Source organism: Bartonella doshiae NCTC 12862 = ATCC 700133 (assembly GCF_000278155.1).
GTDB classification, from domain to species: Bacteria; Pseudomonadota; Alphaproteobacteria; order Rhizobiales; family Rhizobiaceae; genus Bartonella; species Bartonella doshiae.
Genome location: NZ_JH725094.1, coordinates 447,233 through 466,303 on the forward strand (window position 1 = coordinate 447,233; position 19,071 = coordinate 466,303).

12 protein-coding genes and 1 tRNA gene are annotated in these 19,071 nt (G+C 35.9%); 9 read left to right on the forward strand and 4 right to left on the reverse strand.

Going from position 1 to position 19,071, the window contains the following annotated elements; genetic code table 11:
* Positions 1-137: 137 nt before the first annotated feature.
* The 4 genes from MCS_RS02010 to MCS_RS02025 all read left to right on the forward strand — a co-directional run bounded on the left by MCS_RS02010 (position 138) and on the right by MCS_RS02025 (position 4,810).
* Positions 138-2,288: a transglycosylase domain-containing protein gene (locus tag MCS_RS02010; RefSeq protein WP_004854988.1), complete on the forward strand. Its 2,151-nt coding sequence runs from the start codon at positions 138-140 to the stop codon at positions 2,286-2,288.
* A 17-nt stretch (positions 2,289-2,305) separates the two neighbouring features.
* Positions 2,306-2,902 (forward strand): DUF1214 domain-containing protein, encoded by a 597-nt coding sequence (locus tag MCS_RS02015; RefSeq protein WP_004854991.1) that lies wholly within the window; start codon positions 2,306-2,308, stop codon positions 2,900-2,902.
* A complete protein-coding gene (locus tag MCS_RS02020) occupies positions 2,895-3,434 on the forward strand; it encodes a DUF1254 domain-containing protein (RefSeq protein WP_004854995.1) in 540 nt (179 codons plus the stop codon). The genes MCS_RS02015 and MCS_RS02020 overlap by 8 nt, the downstream gene beginning before the upstream one ends.
* A gap of 590 nt (positions 3,435-4,024) precedes the next feature.
* Positions 4,025-4,810 carry a DUF1499 domain-containing protein gene (locus MCS_RS02025; RefSeq protein ID WP_004854997.1) on the forward strand — a complete coding sequence of 262 codons (786 nt, stop codon included), beginning with the start codon at positions 4,025-4,027 and terminating at the stop codon, positions 4,808-4,810.
* A gap of 168 nt (positions 4,811-4,978) precedes the next feature.
* Here MCS_RS02025 and MCS_RS08280 read toward each other — a convergent pair whose 3' ends face one another.
* On the reverse strand, positions 4,979-5,131 hold the full coding sequence (locus MCS_RS08280) for a hypothetical protein (protein WP_004855000.1): 153 nt from the start codon (positions 5,129-5,131) through the stop codon (positions 4,979-4,981).
* A 796-nt stretch (positions 5,132-5,927) separates the two neighbouring features.
* On the opposite strand from MCS_RS08280, the gene MCS_RS02030 reads away from it, so the two are divergent.
* From MCS_RS02030 to MCS_RS02040, 3 genes are all read left to right on the forward strand, one after another.
* Entirely contained in the window at positions 5,928-8,735 is a 2,808-nt protein-coding gene (locus MCS_RS02030) for an autotransporter outer membrane beta-barrel domain-containing protein (protein ID WP_004855002.1), read from the forward strand.
* A 439-nt stretch (positions 8,736-9,174) separates the two neighbouring features.
* Complete coding sequence (locus tag MCS_RS02035) at positions 9,175-9,738, forward strand: hypothetical protein (RefSeq protein WP_004855005.1); 564 nt, start codon at positions 9,175-9,177, stop codon at positions 9,736-9,738.
* Between the two features lie 109 nt (positions 9,739-9,847).
* Positions 9,848-12,487, forward strand: a complete 2,640-nt coding sequence (locus MCS_RS02040) for an autotransporter outer membrane beta-barrel domain-containing protein (protein WP_004855007.1) — start codon at positions 9,848-9,850, stop codon at positions 12,485-12,487.
* Between the two features lie 941 nt (positions 12,488-13,428).
* Here the strand turns inward: MCS_RS02040 and MCS_RS02045 are convergent.
* A tRNA-Gln gene (locus MCS_RS02045) sits at positions 13,429-13,503 on the reverse strand.
* Between the two features lie 916 nt (positions 13,504-14,419).
* Here MCS_RS02045 and MCS_RS02050 point away from each other — a divergent pair.
* A complete protein-coding gene (locus MCS_RS02050) occupies positions 14,420-15,022 on the forward strand; it encodes a superoxide dismutase (RefSeq protein WP_004855009.1) in 603 nt (200 codons plus the stop codon).
* 81 nt (positions 15,023-15,103) lie between these two features.
* Here MCS_RS02050 and MCS_RS02055 read toward each other — a convergent pair whose 3' ends face one another.
* Positions 15,104-17,197 carry a S9 family peptidase gene (locus MCS_RS02055; protein ID WP_004855013.1) on the reverse strand — a complete coding sequence of 698 codons (2,094 nt, stop codon included), beginning with the start codon at positions 17,195-17,197 and terminating at the stop codon, positions 15,104-15,106.
* A gap of 883 nt (positions 17,198-18,080) precedes the next feature.
* Here MCS_RS02055 and MCS_RS02060 point away from each other — a divergent pair.
* The gene (locus MCS_RS02060; RefSeq protein WP_004855014.1) at positions 18,081-18,518 is read left to right on the forward strand and encodes a Ros/MucR family transcriptional regulator; all 438 of its coding nucleotides are present in this window, start codon (positions 18,081-18,083) and stop codon (positions 18,516-18,518) included.
* Between the two features lie 104 nt (positions 18,519-18,622).
* Here the strand turns inward: MCS_RS02060 and MCS_RS02065 are convergent, their stop codons facing one another.
* A complete protein-coding gene (locus tag MCS_RS02065; RefSeq protein ID WP_004855018.1) occupies positions 18,623-19,033 on the reverse strand; it encodes a SufE family protein in 411 nt (136 codons plus the stop codon).
* Positions 19,034-19,071: the final 38 nt, after the last annotated feature.

Genomic DNA, 19,071 nt, shown 5'->3' on the forward strand with positions numbered 1-19,071 from the left:
CACTCTTTCTGTAAAATGAAAGCGCCGTAATTCTTAACTAAACGCTTTCTCTGTACACTATAGCAAAAAATTACTTCTACTCCATATAAGTATTATAACTTTGTCTGGTTGTATTACTTTGTCATAGGCTCTCTTTAATGTTTAACTTTTCTAAAAAAAAGAAAATACACCAAAATAAGCCCTTCCAGAGTCCTGCACTCATTGAACTTGATGCATGGTTAGACACAACACTTTATCGCATATGCTCTGCGAAAAGTTACTTTTGGAATAAGACAAAAATTGCTTCACAATATTTTTATATCCGAGGATGGAAACGCTTTATCGTTGAAATTCTCGATGAAACACTAACTTTAGGAATGATCGGTTTTACTCTTTTCACTATCGTTGGTATTTCTGTTTTTGAACTTACAAAACAAGATTGGTATTTTCCTAAGAATTTTTCCATCCTTTTTCTAGACCGCTATGGAAATCCTATTGGTCATCGTGGTGCATTCCCAGCTGTATCTGTCCCTGTCGAAGAAATGCCCGATTATGTTATTAAAGCGGTCCTTGCAACAGAAGACCGTCGTTTTTTTAACCACTGGGGAATTGATTTTCAGGGGATCACGCGTGCAATTTCACAAAATATGCAGGCAAAAAGTGTCGTTCAAGGAGGCTCAACCCTTACACAACAACTGGCTAAGAATTTATTCTTAACAAATGAAAGAACCATAACACGCAAGATCAAAGAAGCCTATCTTGCCCTTTGGCTGGAAGCAAACTTCAGCAAAAGACAAATTTTACAACTTTATCTTGAACGTGCATACATGGGAGGAAATAATTTTGGCATAGCAGCAGCTGCAAAATTTTATTTTGGTAAAGACATACGCGATGTATCCCTTAATGAATCCGCTATGTTAGCAGGCCTTTTCAAAGCCCCAACCAAATATGCTCCTCATAGTCACCTTTTTGCCGCTCAAACACGTGCCAATGTGGTACTTTCTAACCTTGTTAATAGTGGCTTCATGACTGAAAGCCAAATTATAAAAGCCCATCGCCATCCCGCCAAAGCAATCACAAAAATAAACGATAGCCAACCTGACTATTTTCTTGATTGGGCATTTGACGAAATCAAAAAAATGAGTGACCAACTTCCAAGCCATACTTTAATTGTTCAAACTACTCTTGATCCCGACATTCAAAAAGCTACAGAGGAATCAATTGCCTATCATTTACACCAATATGGTCAACAATATCGTGCAACACAAGCTGCTGCTGTCATACTCGACAACAATGGAGCTGTATCTGCAATTGTAGGAGGACTGGATTATAACAAAAGCCAATTTAACAGAGCAACACAAGGCGGACGGCAACCTGGTTCTTCATTCAAACCCTATGTTTATGCAACGGCAATGGAACGTGGACTTTCTCCTTCTACAATAGTCCTAGATGCTCCCATCAATTGGGGAGGCTGGTCACCTAAAAATAATTCTGGTCGCTATCTCGGTAAAATCGATTTAGCAACTGCTTTAGCCTTTTCGATTAATACTGTACCTGTCTATCTTACCTATCAATATCTTAACCGGGATACCCAACCTATCATAAATCTGATTAAAAATATGGGCATTCATGCGCATATCTTATCACATAAAACTATGATTTTGGGAACATCCAATATGACACCCATGGACCAAGCAATCGGTTTCAATGTCTTCGCGAATGGGGGCATGGCTGGAAATTGTCATGGTTTTATAAAAATAAAAACAACAGATGGGCATGTGGTGTGGGACTATGAGCATGACGGTAATAAGCTCCATCGCGTACTCAGTGGGCAATCAGCAGCCTATATGAACCAAATGATGGTTGGTGTCACAACACGAGGATCAGGTAAACGTGCCGCACTGCCGATGACTCTTGTTGCTGGTAAAACTGGAACATCACAATCCTATCGTGATGCGTGGTTTGTTGGATTTACAGGTAATTATACTGGAGCTGTATGGATGGGAAATGATAATTTTTCACCAATGAATCGCGCTTTTGGTGGTGGTGTTCCTGCCATGATATGGCATAGCATTATGCTCTCTGCACACCAAAATATCATGCTCAAACAGCTTTATGGTGTCAAAAACTCTCTCCTCCCCTATCAACCACCAACGCGTTCTTCTAATAATGATTTTGAGCTTACCCCTCATATACCTTCTACACTCTCTCCTGAAACATTGAATATTGTGCGATTAATTAACAACGATATGAAAAAATCGTCCACACTCTCTTTGAAGACAAAAACCATTGGAGCATCAACATTTTAAATTAGAGATATTCTACAATGTTTCCTCAGATTACTTTTTTCCTTTTCATATTTATTTTTTCCATTTTAGGTGGAGTATTAAGTGTTGATTATATGCTTAATTCCTCCAACCATTTTGGAAAATTTACAATTGGAGGATGGACTGCTTACCCACAAGTAGGAACCAGCCAAACAGATCCCTATACTCGCGCACGTACTGCCAAACGAGGTGATATCTCACTCGGAATTACAGAGGGTTTGGTTTTTCAAACTTGGAAAGATAATCATGGACGACCACTACGTCCCTATTGCCATTATTTTCTTAAAGGACACATCCCTGAAGCGCGGCTCTTTACCCTCTATACAGTAGACAGGTCTCTCAAACCATACACCTCCTCCAAAGAAATACCTTTTGAACTCTATACTAACAATATTATCTATGAGCGTGATGGTTCTTTCCACATCAATATCTCATCAACACCGCAAACTGGAAATTGGCTTACAACGATGAGTAAAAAAGAATTTGGACTTATCCTTACTTTATACGATACCTCAATCATTTCAGAAACAGCATTACAAAAACTCACACTACCATTTGTAGAACAAATTCCATCAGGACAAAAAAACTGTGACTAAATTCATTTACGCCGGACTTCTTGCATGCATTGGTGCTATCATTATCCATATTTGTGTTCTCTTTCTCACTCCCTATTATGCAAAAAATACTTTATGGACACGGCTTAAAAAATCTGGAGAATCTTATCAATTTTCTGATTTAGATCCTAATAATCCTCTTCAACAATCTGCTGATCCGCTCTTTCTTCTTAAAGTCTGCAGATTTAATCTCGAAAACGGTCCTGTTCATTTAAAATCATCAAACACAACACAATTCTGGTCACTAGCAGCTTATACACATGACGGGATTATTTTCTACAGCCTTAATGACCGAACAGCCCCTAATGCTACTCTCGATCTTATCATTGGAAAACCAATACAAATCATAGAACTTAAACAATCAAAGACTAAACGTAATAACAATGCGATTTTAGTTGCTAAAAATCTAAATGAAGGTTTCGCTATTTTACGCATCTTTGCCCCTTCTTCACTAGCCAAAAAAGAAGGTGAAGTTTTCCTGTCATCTGCGACTTGTCATATATTTAATGAATAAAAATTCATACAGCTTCCCAGCTGGATAACTATTTTCATTCTGTAAAAATGAACGAAAGTACAAATAGTATTTTCAAATCTCAATCAAGAAAATATTCAAATGAAAAAACAACCTCCATTTCAAAATTTTTAAACAGCTAAACATTTTATTGTGGTAAAAAAGCATTAAAAATAATCCACATAATACCCTTCCCTTAAAACATAAATTTATTTCCTAGATCTGTAGAAGAAAATCAATATATTAGCGATAAATAATATGTAATATAGGAGCTTCATTCTCCCCTAAAGAATATTATTATAGGATAACCTGCCTTTACCCAAAGCATTGACGAAAATAAAGAGCGCAAAGCTTTGGATAAATATACTTATACCAACCGTAAAACATATCATCTGAAATTATTTTAACGTGGAATAACAATTGCACCTCTATAAAGTGGCTAAAATAACTATCGTAAGTTGATCTGACATAAGACAGCCTTGAACTCAAGAATAAGTGCTTTACTTTTGTCATATGATAAGAAAATTATCTGTAAGATATACAATCTGAAAAGAATCTTGCTTCTGATCTGTTGTTGAAGAAAAGAGAACTTCATGAAAAAGCAATATATTAGGTTAACTTCAAGAGCAGCAGTATGGTCCCCTCGTTTTGGTATATTAGCGTTTTTTATTTTGTTATTTTCAATAATTTTGCAACGTTTTTCTGTGATTTATATAGTGGATTTTATGATTTTGATGATAATCTCTGCTTGCTGTGTTGTTATTTCTCTTTTTCTTGCTGTAAAAGCACTTTACGATTTATGGATGTGTGGTGCTCTGGGAGGAATGAAAGCCTTAAAAGGTATCATTTATTCTTTAATAACGTCTGTACCATTGATATTATTGGGGGGACTTTGGTTTGCCTATCCACCTCTTCATGACGTTTCTACTGATACAGAAAAACCACCAGCTTTTTTTCGTACAATACGTCCTAAAAATTCTTTACCACTGAAGAGTACTTTAACTGAACAAGCGGCATTACAAATGTCGAAATGGCCAGAAATGTCGGGACGTCGTTATGATGGCTCACCTGATCGTATTCGCGAATCCGTTCTCAATGTTTTAGAAGCTTATGGTTGGCCTGTTGTTGTTCAACGAGAATTTAAAGGGGAAGAAAATGCGTTTTATATTGAAACGATAGCAAAAACTTTTTATCTCGGTTTTGTATCAGACATTGTAATACGTTTAACCGATGAAGGTAATACGACTTTTGTTGATATGCGTTCTGCTTCACGTTATTTGCCAAGAGATTTTGGGTCCAATGCTACTTTTATTATCGATTTTATGAACGCCCTTGATACAGAAATAGCTTCACTCCCTCTTTCTCAAGATGATGTGTAGCATTTAGATGTATAATAGAATATAAAAAAAATATATACATGAAATCTGTTTTAATTAATATTTGTATATAGAATTTTATATGTTTATTAAAATATTTCTACAATACCAGCATGGCTTCAGAGATATATTTCTAAATATTTTATGAATTATTACCAGCACGCATAGGCCTTATATACAAAACCCTACAATAACCTCTGTTCCATAGCCCAATCTAGTGCCAACTGTTCCACCTATTGAAACACCTTGCAACTTTACTGTGATCGGTAATGCTATAACGAAAACAGAAAGTGTCGCACAGAAGCAAAGAACGATTATCCCCATCGCCAGTGTTCATTTCCTTCAAGAGAAAATACAGATTTCATTGAGAAAATTTTTCTAAAAGAAAGACAGTTTTTCATCAAAGCACTCTTCTTATTCAACTGGACCGCGGTGAAGCATTAAATAAGCGCACATATGTTCAGACTAATATTGCGCTGCAAACTCTTCAAGCACAAATCGTAGTGGCTATTTTAACAATGCTGAATGTAAGCATTAATCCAACATAAACCAAACACAACAAAATCGCTTCATCCCTAATTTATCAAAAACACTCAGAAAAGAATAATCAAAGCGTTATTAAATAATAAGTATAAAACCCGTTTTAGATCTAAAGCGAGATAACTTTTTCACTATCTTTCCTTATTTTTTCTAACTAACGTCCCATCACCCTTTCTTCTCATTTGGTAAGAAATTGTACAAAGATGCACTTACTTCCAACAGTAAGCTCCCCATCAGCCCATCATTTGCTTCCACTATTGTTTCTAAACAGAGTTTCACGCTTTTAAGACAAAGCCTTTAAAATAAAAGATTAAAAATATAAATTATTTTAGAGTAATAACACCATTTTATATCATTAAATGTTTTATTTTTTAAATATTTTTTATTATTTAATATAAATACATTATGTATTAATACTGAAAAAATTTATTTATTATAAAGTAAATAGTTTATATTTGACATATAACAATAAGTTAGCTACAAAACTACAATATAAATTTTCATTAAATTATTTATTATGTTTATCCTTCTTGTTAAGTGGGGAAAAAACATTTGGGGCTTATAAGTTAGGAAAACAGCAATGTCTAAAAAATCTCTTTTATCCTGCACAGCTGCTGCAACAATCATATTGTTGGGCGCACACTTTAACGCGCAGGCTGAAATCCTTAAAGATCAAGAAGGAAAAACAATTACAGAGTCTAAAAAAAGTTACGAGAGTATTTCTGCAACAAACGGTGGAACAATCTATGGTATTGATTTAACTCTCGTAGGTCCTAGTAACCCAGACGGTGCTGGTGTTGTAAGCGCTTACTATAATAGTCACAACGATAACGCACCTAGAAGCACGATTGAGTTATATGGAAATACAACTGTTAAGAGCACTGACAACGGTCTTGTTGCATACGGTAATGGTACGATAAAAATGACCGGCGGTACTATCGATTCAAAATCATCGATGGCAGCGAATGCCCAAGGTAAAAGTGCCTTTATCCAGTTAGATAATGTAACCATTAATGCAGGATACATAGGCCTCGCTATAAACGACAATGGCATGGGGTATATGACAGGAGGATCCATTACTTCTGAAGATGATGGTGTTGATCTCTTTATTAACGGATCTCGTGATCCTGAACTAGAAAGTGTTAAGTTGGAAAATGTGAACATTAATGCTGGCGCACACGGAATAAGTAACAATAATTATAATGTTACTTTAAAAAACGTAACTATTACGAGCAAAATTTCAGCTATATATTCATCTTCCGTTGAAAACTCGCTAATAACGGTATCTGGTGGATCCCTGCAAGGAGATATAAACGGAGTCGAGGCTTCATACAGATCTACAATCATTCTAAATGATCATGTTAATGTTACATCTAATGGTTCTGCACTCTATGCAGAAGACTATAATGGAAAGATCATGATGACCGGGGGAAGCGTAGAGGGAAAAACAGCTGCATTTGCCGTAAAAGATGGCGGGAGGATTGATGTCACAGATGTTTTTTCTGCGAAAGCAGAAAAGAGTGGTATAAGATTTGAAGCACAAGAAGGTATTAGAAATCAATACTCATCATCAGAGATTAATTTGACCAATACAAAGCTTTTTGTTGAAAATGGTACCGGCATTTTTACAAATTCACAAATGGACACAGTCAACCTCAAAAATTCGATGATTTATGCTGATATTTTATTACTAGGCCAGATTACAGAGTATAAACCACCTGAAAGTGGAACAAAACCGCCTAGAGGTATTTTCACCCTGAACGCTGATTCCTCTATTTTAGAAGGTGGAGCAAAAATTATAGATGACCCCACAATGCTTTTAAATTTGAATAACGGTACAAAATGGCTTTTAAAAATCAGTACAAAAGAAAAAGATAAAGATGGCAATCTGGCTAACATTGATCAAAGATCACGCTCTGATGTTTCTATACTTAATCTTAATAATAGTACAATTGCTTTTGATGAGCCAGCAAGAAACTACTATCAAACACTGCATGTAGGATCTGGAAAACTCGATACCACAGCAGTCTATAATGCAACCGGTAATGCAAAGATTGGCTTCAACATAGCATGGAGTGATGGAGCAACACAAATCGCTCAAAAAACTGATCGGGTTATTATTCATGGCGATGTAACAGGCACAACGACAGTCTATTTCACAGGCCAATTAGGAGATGAAAGTGTAGAAGAAGACACTTCTCTTCTTGTGAATACACGCGGCGTTTCGCTTATTCAAGTTTCTGGAAATGCCAAAGAAGACTCTTTTAAATTAATAAATAACTATACCACCATGAAAGGTTTGCCTTATAAATATACGCTAACTGCTTATGGACCAACATCAAGCCATGGGAAAGCCAATATTGAGCAAAGCCTCTTTGAGGAAAAGAATGAAGACTTCTGGGATTTTCGCTTACAAAATGCATTTCTTGACTCTGTCTCACAGGTGAAAGCTCCTGTAGCACAAACAGCAAGCTATATCGTAATGCCCAATGCTCTTTTCACTGCTGGTTTCACTGATATGCTGAAGCAAAGTGCATTGTTAGCTGATACACACACAGCACAGAATTATTCTTTCTTCTTGTCTCCTTATGGCAACACTGCAACCTTAACTTCTGAGCGTGGTGCCCTTAAATATGGCTATAACGCTGATATTTTCTATGCTGCAGCACAAGCAGGTGTTACATCAGCCGCAATAGAAAATAAAGATTTCACCATACATCTTGGGGCTTTAGGAACCTATGGGCAACTCTCCTTCACACCTCAGAATATAGAGGATGCAGATAAGAGCACGCTTAACAAATGGGCCGCTACAGCTTATGGCAGCATACACCATACCAATGGCTTATATGTCGATATCTTGGCTTCCTATGGCATAATCGATGGAAATATCACGACAGCTGTTTTCAAGAATGCAGCAAAATTAAACAACACAACAACATTCAGTGCTTCTGCTACTGTTGGAAAAGAATTTGCTACTGACGCGGAAGGGGTAAAGTTTGAACCACAGGCACAGCTGATTTATCAACAATTGTCATTTGACACCATTAAAGATGCTGATAACCTAAAGATTGATATGAAAAATCCTTCCCAGTGGTTGGCCCGCATTGGTGGACGTTTGAGCAAAACTGTTTCTACTGAAAACAACAATGTCTTTTCCTTCTATGGCAAAGTGAACTTTCTTAAAACTTTTGGAGATGATGGGAAAATCCAGATTGGAGATATCTTTGATCTTGATCCTATGGGAGCCTCACTTGAAGGCGGGGTTGGTATCAATGCAAAATTGTCTCAGAACTTCTCCATCCATGGTGATGTCAGTTATCAGCAAAAACTGCAAAAAACCGGTATTACTGGAGCAAGTTTTTCTGGGGGCATACGCTATCAGTTTTAATCACAAGGATGTTCTTCTTTAAGCAAAACAGCGTGTCACGATATAGTGATAACGCAAGCATATAAGATTATAAATGCGTGTGAAAGCGAACGGTGTTTTCTCATGTGTTTACATAAAAAGGCAGCACACTGTGCTGCTTTTTTTAATCTATGTAAATATTATTCTTCTCCTCTGACCCTTTATCATTGTCTGACAATCGTGTTTCTTAAGAATTAATTATACTTCAATAAAAATATGAATAGAGTTAAATATAAATACTTAAATGTATTTAATATAATTATTGTGTTTTAAGTATTAATTTTTCTTTAAATTTGACATATAACAAAGAATACAATAGAACTATTAAAATATTTATTTAAGAATTATCCATTGTTTATTCTTCTTAGTTTCTTATCAGCGGGGGAAAGGCATTTGGGGCTTGTAAGCTAAGGAAACATCAATGTTTAAAAAATCTCTCTTATCCTGCACAGCAATTGCAGCAATTGCACTGTTTGGTACGCATTCCAACGCACAGGATAAAAATTTTGTTGCGGAAGGGGAAGTTAGAAACCCTCCAAAAGGCGCAACCTATGAAACTCTTGAAGCATTAAAGGGTGGCAAAATTTCTGGTACAGATTTAACGCTGGTTAATGATAAGTTAGACAAAGCTGTAGTATATGCCAAAGATTCTGGCAGTGTAATTGAACTGTATGGAAATACAACCATTCAGCAACAGAAGAGTCCTGCTCCTAATGTTGGTTGTAGGACTCCAGCAGAGAATGACACTTCTTGTTCTGCAGTTCTTTTAGAAAATGGAGCACATTTCAAGATGATCGGGGGGAGCATTACATCTCAAGAGGTGGGTATCACTCTTTTAGGCTCTTCCGATATTACAACAGCCGAGCTTAAAAATGTGGACATAACCACGGATGCTACTGGAATACAATTCTACAATCCCAAGAGTGAATTAACTCTAGAAAATGTGAGGATTAAGAGCAGTGGGGTGGGGAGGATACATGCATGAATACAATAGAATTATTAGAATATTTATTTGAAAATCATCCATTGTTTATTCTTCTTAGTTTCTTATAAGCGGGGAAAAACAGTTGGGGCTTATAAGCTAGGAAAACTTTATGTTTAAAAAATCTCTCTTATCCTGCACAGCAATTGCAGCAATTGCATTGTTTGGTACACATTTCAACGCACAGGCTGAAAGTCTTGTCGCGAAAGGGGAAGTTGCAACCCCTCCAAAAGGCGCAACCTATGAAACTCTTGAAGCATCAGAGGGTGGCAAAATTTATGGTACAGATTTAACGCTGGTTAATGATAAATTAGACAAAGCTGTCGTATATATCGACGGTCGTGGCAGTGTAATTGAACTGTATGGAACAACCATTCAGCAACAGAAGAGTCCTGCTCCTAATGTTGGTTGTAGTGATCCAGCAGAGAATGACACTTCTTGTTCTGCCGTTTTTTTAAAAGATGGAGCACATTTCAAGATGATCGGGGGAAGCATTACATCTAACCAGCAAACAAAGTGGGGTATCTATTTTGGTAATGGAACAGAAACTACAGCCGAGCTTAAAAATGTGGACATAACCACAGAAGGTCATGGAATAGACCTCAACGGCACCAAGAGTGAATTAACTTTAGAAAATGTAAGGATTAACGGCAGTGGGATGGGGATATATGCATCGGGGGTTGAAGATCAAATCACAATGTCTGGAGGCTTTATTCACTCAGGTGGAGGGGTGTGGGTTGATTCAGGCAGTACTGCTTTTCTAAATGATGTTGAAATTATTGCAGAAAATACGGACTTGAATGCACTTTTTGCTATGAATCGTTCAGGTGACAAACCTTCCAAAATCGTGATGACGGGAGGATCCATTAAGACAGAAAACACTGCTTTTTATTTGTTCAACGGTGCACAAATTGACGCTACAGATGTTATTGCAACGACGAAAAAAATTGGCATACATATTGGAAGTAGTCAAGTCAATTTAACCAATACTAAGCTGTCTGTTGAAAATGGTATAGGAATTGAAACCAATGGGTATGGTTCCAATACAGTAAATCTCAAAAATACAGAAATCCACGCTGATGTTTTATTAAGGAACAACGGCGTTTCTACACTCTTAACTGTAGATCACTCTTCTATAGAAGGGAGAGTAGAAACTACAGATGAGGACAAAATAGTCTTTGATTTGAAGAATGGCGCAAAATGGATCATAAAAAACAGTGCATACGAAAAAGACAAAGATGGTCATCTGGTTCATATCACGCAAAGATCACGTTCTGATGTTTCTGTGCTGAATCTTAACAACAGCACTATTGCTTTTGAAAACCCAACAGAAGAGCATTATCATACATTGCACATAGGTACTGGAAAAGCTGGGACAGAAGCAGTCTACAATGCCTCTGGGGATGCAAGGATTGGCTTCAACATAGCATGGGGTGATGAAACGGAAATAATAGATGGTCAGAAATCTGATCGGCTTCTTATCCATGGGGATGTGGCGGGCACTACAACAGTTTATATACAAAGCGATTTGGGGGAGAGAGACAGTGTCGTAAATGCTGGATCCCCCTCGAATGCAGGTGGACTTTCCCTGATCCAAGTCTCTGGAAATGCCAAAGAAGACTCTTTCAAATTAGATAAGGGCTATACCACATTAGGGAGAAAGCCTTATAAATACACGCTAACGGCCTATGGACCAACATCAAGCCATGGGAAAGCCAATAGCGAAAAGAACCTTTTTGGTGAAAAGAATGAAAACTTCTGGGATTTCCGCTTACACAAAGCATTTCTTGACTCAGGCCCTGGTCTCATACCCGTTCCTGTAGCACAAACAGCAAGCTATATCGTAATGCCCAGTGCTCTTTTCACTGCTGGTTTCACTGATATGCTGAAGCAGAGTGCATTGTTAGCTGATACACACACAGCACAGAATTATTCTTTCTTCTTGTCTCCTTATGGCAACACTGCAACCTTAACCTCTGAGCGCGGTGCCCTTAAATATGGCTATAACGCTGATATTTTCTACGCTGCAACACAAGCAGGTGTTACATCAGCCGCAATAGAAAATAAAGATTTCACCATACATCTTGGGGCTTTAGGAACCTATGGGCAACTCTCCTTCACACCTCAGAATATAGAGGATGCAGATAAGAGCACGCTTAACAAATGGGCCGCTACAGCTTATGGCAGCATACACCATACCAATGGCTTATATGTCGATATCTTGGCTTCCTATGGCATAATCGATGGAAATATCACGACAGCTGTTTTCAAGAATGCAGCAAAATTAAACAACACGACAACATTGAGTGCTTCTGCTACTGTTGGAAAAGAATTTGCTACTGACGCGGAAGGGGTAACGTTTGAACCACAGGTACAGCTGATTTATCAACAATTGTTGTTTGATACCATTGAAGATGCTGATAACCTGAAGATTGATATGAGAAATCCTTCCCAGTGGTTGGCCCGCATTGGTGGACGTTTGAGCAAAACTGTTTCTACTGAAAACAACAATGTCTTTTCCTTCTATGGCAAAGTGAACTTTCTTAAAACTTTTGGAGATGATGGGAAAATCCAGATTGGAGATATCTTTGATCTTGATCCTATGGGAGCCTCACTTGAAGGCGGGGTTGGTATCAATGCGCACTTGTCTCAGAACTTCTCCATCCATGGTGATGTCAGTTATCAGCAAAAGCTGCAAGAAACCGGTATTACTGGAGCAAGTTTTTCTGGGGGCATACGCTATCAGTTTTAATCACAAGGATGTTCTTCTTTAAGCAGAGCAGCGTGTCACGATACAATGATAACGCAAGCAATAAGATTATAAATTGCGTGTGAAAGCGAGCGTATTTTCCCCTTCACTTTCAAAAAAAGCTGCACAGCATTGTGCAGCTTTTTTTATTCTGTCAAGGAAATACTAGTCGAATGACTGTTCTCTCTTCACATCTTTCCTACACCATCTAAAATAATTTGTTGATTTACACTTACACCTATTGTTCCTTTAGAGAGGAACAATTTTAAAAGAATTCATCTCACTCAAACCAAATGCAATAAAGTACATCATTTCCAATGTATGCAAAACTCTCAGGAAAAAAGACAGCATACTGTATTGCCTTTTTAAGTCTATCAAACCCGTTTTTCTAAAGTTTTCTCTTTTTCCTTCATAGAAACCCTCCTCTTTAAATCAATCCATTGATTTATAAAAATAATTCATTGTTTTGCATATTGAATGAGAGCTTCGAATATCCTAAGATTCTTTCATTTCAAATCTGTTTATGTTGAATTAACCAAAACCATTTGCTTACACGTTACAGGCAGGATTAGCGTGCGGATAAAAACTGTACGAGAAAGAACTAAAAATACCTCTTATGAATCGCCTTAATGGAAGGACTGTAGCAACATTGGGAGCTGGAAAATAATATGGTGCCGTCTTGCTTTTTCATAAGCATAAAGATGGTGTTGCTTAATGGATTTACTGTTATACCATTCACGAACGCCGTCGTGAATGGGTTTGGGTGTCTTAAGAGATGTCTCTTTAAGGCATGTTCTATAAAAAATAGCTAAGAGAAAATACTTAGCAATAGAAGCAATTAAAAAGCTACAAAAAAGTTCGGAATAGATAAGAAAATACGTTAAAAGAATCAATGGAATCAAAATTCCCGAACTTTTATATAACCTATTAATTTAACTAAATATTGGCTGGGGTACCTGGATTCGAACCAGGGAATGCCGGTACCAAAAACCGGTGCCTTACCGCTTGGCTATACCCCAAAAAAAGAATATGCTGCACAACTGCACCAGCATCTTATAGCGATTCCCAAGATGGTGCGCAATATATGAAAATCAAAGCTCTTACTTTTTTATAATAAAATCTTGTAGCCTTGCCTATATCATTTCTAACAAATTTTGTAGAAATGGACATTTATTAACACATAAACAAATCATACTGTGAAAGAAGTGCCTATTATCTAATCGTTTTTTGTCTTTTTTGTTGCATTCAAATCTACGATATTCAAATGAAATAAAAATAAATGAACTTCGTGTATTGATAGTGCTTCATTTTTTTAAATTGAATTCTTTATTTTCTGTGATTCAATAGTTAGAATTGTATTCGTTATGCCTAAAAACTGGAACAATAACACATGATAAACATAATCGGATAATTACAATAAATTCTATTTTTAACACATTGTCTGATATATGTAGGCTAATATGCGCAAACTATCAATCATCACTCGGCTTATTCTCTTGTTGCAATTCGTGCAAAAAACAATGTACTCTGCAAAAATAGTAATGAACAATCTAATGCACATGCTATTATAAACAGTAGCAATCATTAAATAATAAAGTAACTAAAAAGCATTTACCCAAATAAGTGAAGATATTTTTATGTGATATTTTAGACAGAAACTGACAGTTATTTGAATATATTTTCCATTCTTTAAAAGAAAAGAAAGGCTTGTGTTTCTTGTTCCGTAATAGGTCTAGGAATTTTTAGAAGAAAAATGATATAAGTAACTGATATTTTGTTAATTCAGTACAAATATTCCCTCAAAGTCCTGCTATAAATAAATGATCATTAAAATTAAATTGCTGCAAAAAGTATTCAACATTTGCTTTTAAATGTTGTAAATGGCAAATTAGTTCTATGGAATGAGCTTAACAATCAAAATCGAGGAGATTTTAAATGGCTTTTGAATTAGCTGAGTTGCCTTATGATTATGACGCCCTTTCGCCCTATATGTCACGCGAAACGCTGGAATATCACCATGATAAGCATCATTTCGCTTATCTTACCAATACTAATAATTTTGTAAAAGAATTAGGCTTAGAAAATGAAAGCCTTGAAAATATTGTTAAACAAAGCTTTGGACAGAATGTCGCTTTGTTTAACAATGCAGCTCAATACTATAATCATAACCATTTTTGGCTTTGGATGAAAAAAGATGGAGGCGGCCAAAAACTTCCTGGAAAATTAGCAAAGGCTATTGAAACTGATCTGGGTGGTTATGATAAGTTCCGCACTGATTTTATAACTGCTGCCGGAGCTCAATTTGGCTCTGGATGGGCATGGGTTGCTGTTAAAAATGGTAAACTCGAAATTATGAAAACACCAAACGGTGAAAATCCTCTGATCCATGATGCCCAACCTATTTTAGGTGTTGATGTATGGGAACATTCTTATTACATTGACTATCGCAATGCACGCCCAAAATATCTCGAAGCTTTCGTAGATCGGTTAATTAATTGGGATTATGTTTTGCAACTTTATGAAGATTGTGGATTTTAGCTGTCTACAAAGTTGTTATGCTGTAAAAAGGCTCCGTAATTCATAGCGCTATGGAGCCTTTCAAAAAGACAGATTTTCAAATTAATAAAAGCTTTTTTCTGTTATTTTTAAGATATATGCATAAATATATGCAATCTCTTCCAACCTTGAAAAACGTCCAGCCGCACCTGCATGACCTGAATCCATATTAATGCGTAATAAGATCGCATTATCATCTGTTTTTAAATCGCGTAATTTTGCTACCCATTTTGCAGGTTCCCAATAAGTTACACGAGGATCAGTTAATCCTGCAATCACAAGTATAGGGGGATATTTTTGCGCTTTAACGTTATCATAAGGTGAATAAGAAGCAATAAGATTATAATCTTCTTGTGATTCGAGAGGATTTCCCCATTCTGGCCATTCTGGAGGCGTTAGTGGCAATGAAGCATCTAACATGGTTGTTAAAACATCAACAAAGGGTACATTTGCTACGATCCCAGCAAAATCTTGTGGAGCTATATTGGCGATAACACCCATTAACATGCCCCCTGCTGAACCACCGTAAGCAATAAGACGATCATGAGCAGTGAATTTATTGTTTACGAGATAGCGTCCACAAGCAATAAAATCTGTAAATGTGTTGTATTTAAAGAGATGTTTGCCTTTTTCATACCATTCAACTCCCTTTTCTTTTCCTCCACGAATATGAGCAATAGCATAAATAAAACCTCTGTTAACCAAAGAAAGTACATTACTATTAAAACTGGCTGGAATGGAGATTCCATAGGCACCATAACCGTAGAGTAAACAGGGTGCACTCCCATCAAGAGTGGTATTTTTATGATAAAAAAGGGAGATGGGAATTTTTTCACCATCGTCTGCAGTTACCATAACACGCCGTGTTACATACGCATCTTTATCATGCCCAGAAGGAATTATTTGCGTTTTTAGAAGCGTCCTTTCGCGACTTTTCATTTCATAGTCAAAAACTTGTTCAGGTGTTGTCATAGACGAATAGGAAAAACGAACAGTTTGGCTGTCATATTCTGCAGCACCTTGTAAACCCAAAGAATAAGCTTCTTCTGTAAAAGTAATGGAATGAACTTGTTTGGTAGCACGCTCCATTACTTTTATACGGGGAAGCCCCTCAAAGCGTTCAATCCAAATAAGAAAATCTTGATAAGCATCATGAGATATGATCAAGCATCCAAGCTGATGCGGCACAAAATCTGTCCAATTTTCTGATTGTGGCGTTGCATATGGCGCTACCATAATTTTGAAATCTTTTGCATTATCAAGGTTAGTAAGAATATAAAAAACATCACCACCTTCTGTAAGTGAATATTCAACGCCTTTTTGCCGCTTCCGTACACATTGAGGAACAGTGAGAGGTGCTTCAGCAGGGATAAGCCAAATTTCGGATGTTTCATGATCATGGATATGAATATAAATCACATCATTAAGCTTAGAACTACTTACATTTAGAAAAAATCCTGGATTATCTTCACGAAAAATAAGTATATCTTGTGATTGATCAGTATTCAACTTATGATAATAAAGCTCTGAAGGCCGATGGTTTTCATCCATCTTCATATAGAAGAAGCCTTCCGATTTTGCATCCCACACTATCTGTCCAGATGTATCCATAATTATATCCATACAATCAGACAAAGTTTCCAAATTACGAATTTTTGCCCTATAAAATTCTGATCCTTTATCATCATAGGTCCATACAACATGTGTATGATCCGGCGATACTTGAACTGATCCAAAATTAAAATATTCTTTACCTTTGGCCAAAGCATCACCATTAAGGTAAATATTTTTTTCTCCTCCATTTCTTGGAGTACGAAAATAATGGGGATGTTGACCTCCAGTAATGTAAGAAAATCCATAAGCAAAAGGGCCATGTTTTATAGGAACAGAACTGTCATTCTCTTTAATGCGACTTTTCATTTCTGCAAAAAGCTCATCCTGTAATAATTTTGTATCAGCCATTTGTGCAGATTGATAAGCATTTTCCTTTTCAAGATGATGTCGAATATTTTTATCAAGACAGCTAGGATCCTTAAAAACATCTTGCCAATTAGAAGCACGCAGCCAATAATAGGGATCATCGCGACAAATTCCGTGATACGTTTCTTTATGAATGATTTTTGACGCTTTAGGTGGTTGGATAAATGAATGGGTCATACACAGTCCTATAGTAAAAGATGTCGATGGTTTGGTTATGTTAGAATCACACTTTTTGTACAAGTGCGTAAATCTATCAATTCTACTCAACTGCAAACAGAGAGAGCTGCGTTATTTTCTACAATTATTTTATAAATTCTGTTTTCACAAATTACAGATATTGCTTTTTATGATTATAAAAACGTTTCAATAATTCAATAAAGGAAACTAAACTTCTTTTTTAAACAGTAGAAATAGTTGTTTTAATATAAATAGTTAAATTTTATTTTAGTGGAAACGTATATTTAAAAAATAATAATATTATGCACTTAAAGATAAAAAATTCAGTACTATACTAAAATATAATTATAATTATTTTACTATTCATTATTTTATGATACTATGTATTTATTATATTTATTTTTTTCATTGTGTTTTTTATAATTTTTATGTAAAAAATTTAAGATATATTTTATGTCACAAAAAGCTAGAGTTATTATAAATTAAATATGCATTTAGAAAAATAAACAATAATTTATATAGTTAATTAAAAATATTTAACTTATATATTACATTTTTAAATTTAATATTTTGATTTATAATTTTGATACAAAATAAATAATTTTATGCTATATCATTTTTATATTTAATATATATTTTATATTTTTGCATGATATTTCATAGAACAAAACTATATTACAAAAGGGAAGAAGGTGGTTCTTCTTGTTATATATTATGACAAAAAAAAGGCATTTATTTGATTTTTTTATGTTTTGGCAATTTTATAGAATAATTGAATTGACAAAAAAGATTTTTGTACAATATGAAACCTACGTGCATGGGATCTCTGTATCATGAGTGTGAATGCAATTGATATCTCAATATTAAATTAAAGGAAACAAGAATGGAACATCGTCCAGTCTTAGAGACTGAAAGCAATTTAGTTATTACATTGGTTGCTGATATCGTTGCTGCTTATGTGAGTAATAATTCAATCCGACCGACTGAAGTGCCAAGTTTGATTGCTGATGTTCATGCTGCTTTTGTTAAAGCAGGAAATATGGAATTAGCAGAAGCTGCGGTAGAAAAGCAAAGGCCTGCGGTTAACCCTAAACGCTCAATCTTTCCAGATTATCTTATTTGCCTCGAAGATGGTAAAAAATTTAAATCTTTGAAGCGTCATCTTATGACTCATTATGGAATGTTACCTGAAGAATATCGTGAAAAATGGCAGCTGGACAGTTCTTATCCTATGGTTGCGCCTAATTACGCAAAAGCACGATCAGCTTTAGCCAAGGAGATGGGGCTTGGACGTAAAAGCCAACGAAGAAAGGCAAAATAATCGTGTTTTTTTAGGAATTCGCTTTCTTCTCGTTTGTCTATGATTTTGGGAAAGGGTTGTTTATTGAGAGCTTTGCGTCTTAGTTATTACGATAGTTTGTTTTTTTATAAATAACTCTCGTTGCGGATTCGTTCAATCATCGATTTAAGGCCATTTGATCTCTGTGGTGTGAGATTTTCATTTAAACCTAGTGTTTTGAAAAGTTCTTCAGCATCAGCATCGCGGATTTCAGAAGCTTTTTTACCTGAATAGAAGGCAAGAAGAATGTAAATGAGTCCACGTACAATATGGGCATCAGAATCACCTTGAAATGTTATGGTTGGATTTTCTGCATTATCACGTGAAGATAAAAGCCATACTTGGCTAACACAACCAGGCACTTTGTGAACATCGTTGCGAGCGTTTTCTGGAAAAGGTGGTAATTCATAGCCAAGTTCAATCACATAACGATAACGGTCCTCCCAATTATCCAAAAGAGAAAAGTTTTCTATAATATTATCGATTGTTTCTGCCATACTTATAGTCCTGTCTTATTGTGATAACCATGTTAATG

Bases quoted from the DNA above. Each gene is read 5' to 3' on its own strand.
- MCS_RS08280 (WP_004855000.1), bottom strand. From the start codon at position 5,131: ATGGGGATAATCGTTCTTTGCTTCTGTGCGACACTTTCTGTTTTCGTT.
- MCS_RS02015 (WP_004854991.1), top strand. From the start codon at position 2,306: ATGTTTCCTCAGATTACTTTTTTCCTTTTCATATTTATTTTTTCCATT.
- MCS_RS02050 (WP_004855009.1), top strand. From the start codon at position 14,420: ATGGCTTTTGAATTAGCTGAGTTGCCTTATGATTATGACGCCCTTTCG.
- MCS_RS02060 (WP_004855014.1), top strand. From the start codon at position 18,081: ATGGAACATCGTCCAGTCTTAGAGACTGAAAGCAATTTAGTTATTACA.
- MCS_RS02030 (WP_004855002.1), top strand. From the start codon at position 5,928: ATGTCTAAAAAATCTCTTTTATCCTGCACAGCTGCTGCAACAATCATA.
- MCS_RS02055 (WP_004855013.1), bottom strand. From the start codon at position 17,197: ATGACCCATTCATTTATCCAACCACCTAAAGCGTCAAAAATCATTCAT.
- MCS_RS02035 (WP_004855005.1), top strand. From the start codon at position 9,175: ATGTTTAAAAAATCTCTCTTATCCTGCACAGCAATTGCAGCAATTGCA.
- MCS_RS02065 (WP_004855018.1), bottom strand. From the start codon at position 19,033: ATGGCAGAAACAATCGATAATATTATAGAAAACTTTTCTCTTTTGGAT.
- MCS_RS02040 (WP_004855007.1), top strand. From the start codon at position 9,848: ATGTTTAAAAAATCTCTCTTATCCTGCACAGCAATTGCAGCAATTGCA.
- MCS_RS02025 (WP_004854997.1), top strand. From the start codon at position 4,025: ATGAAAAAGCAATATATTAGGTTAACTTCAAGAGCAGCAGTATGGTCC.
- MCS_RS02010 (WP_004854988.1), top strand. From the start codon at position 138: ATGTTTAACTTTTCTAAAAAAAAGAAAATACACCAAAATAAGCCCTTC.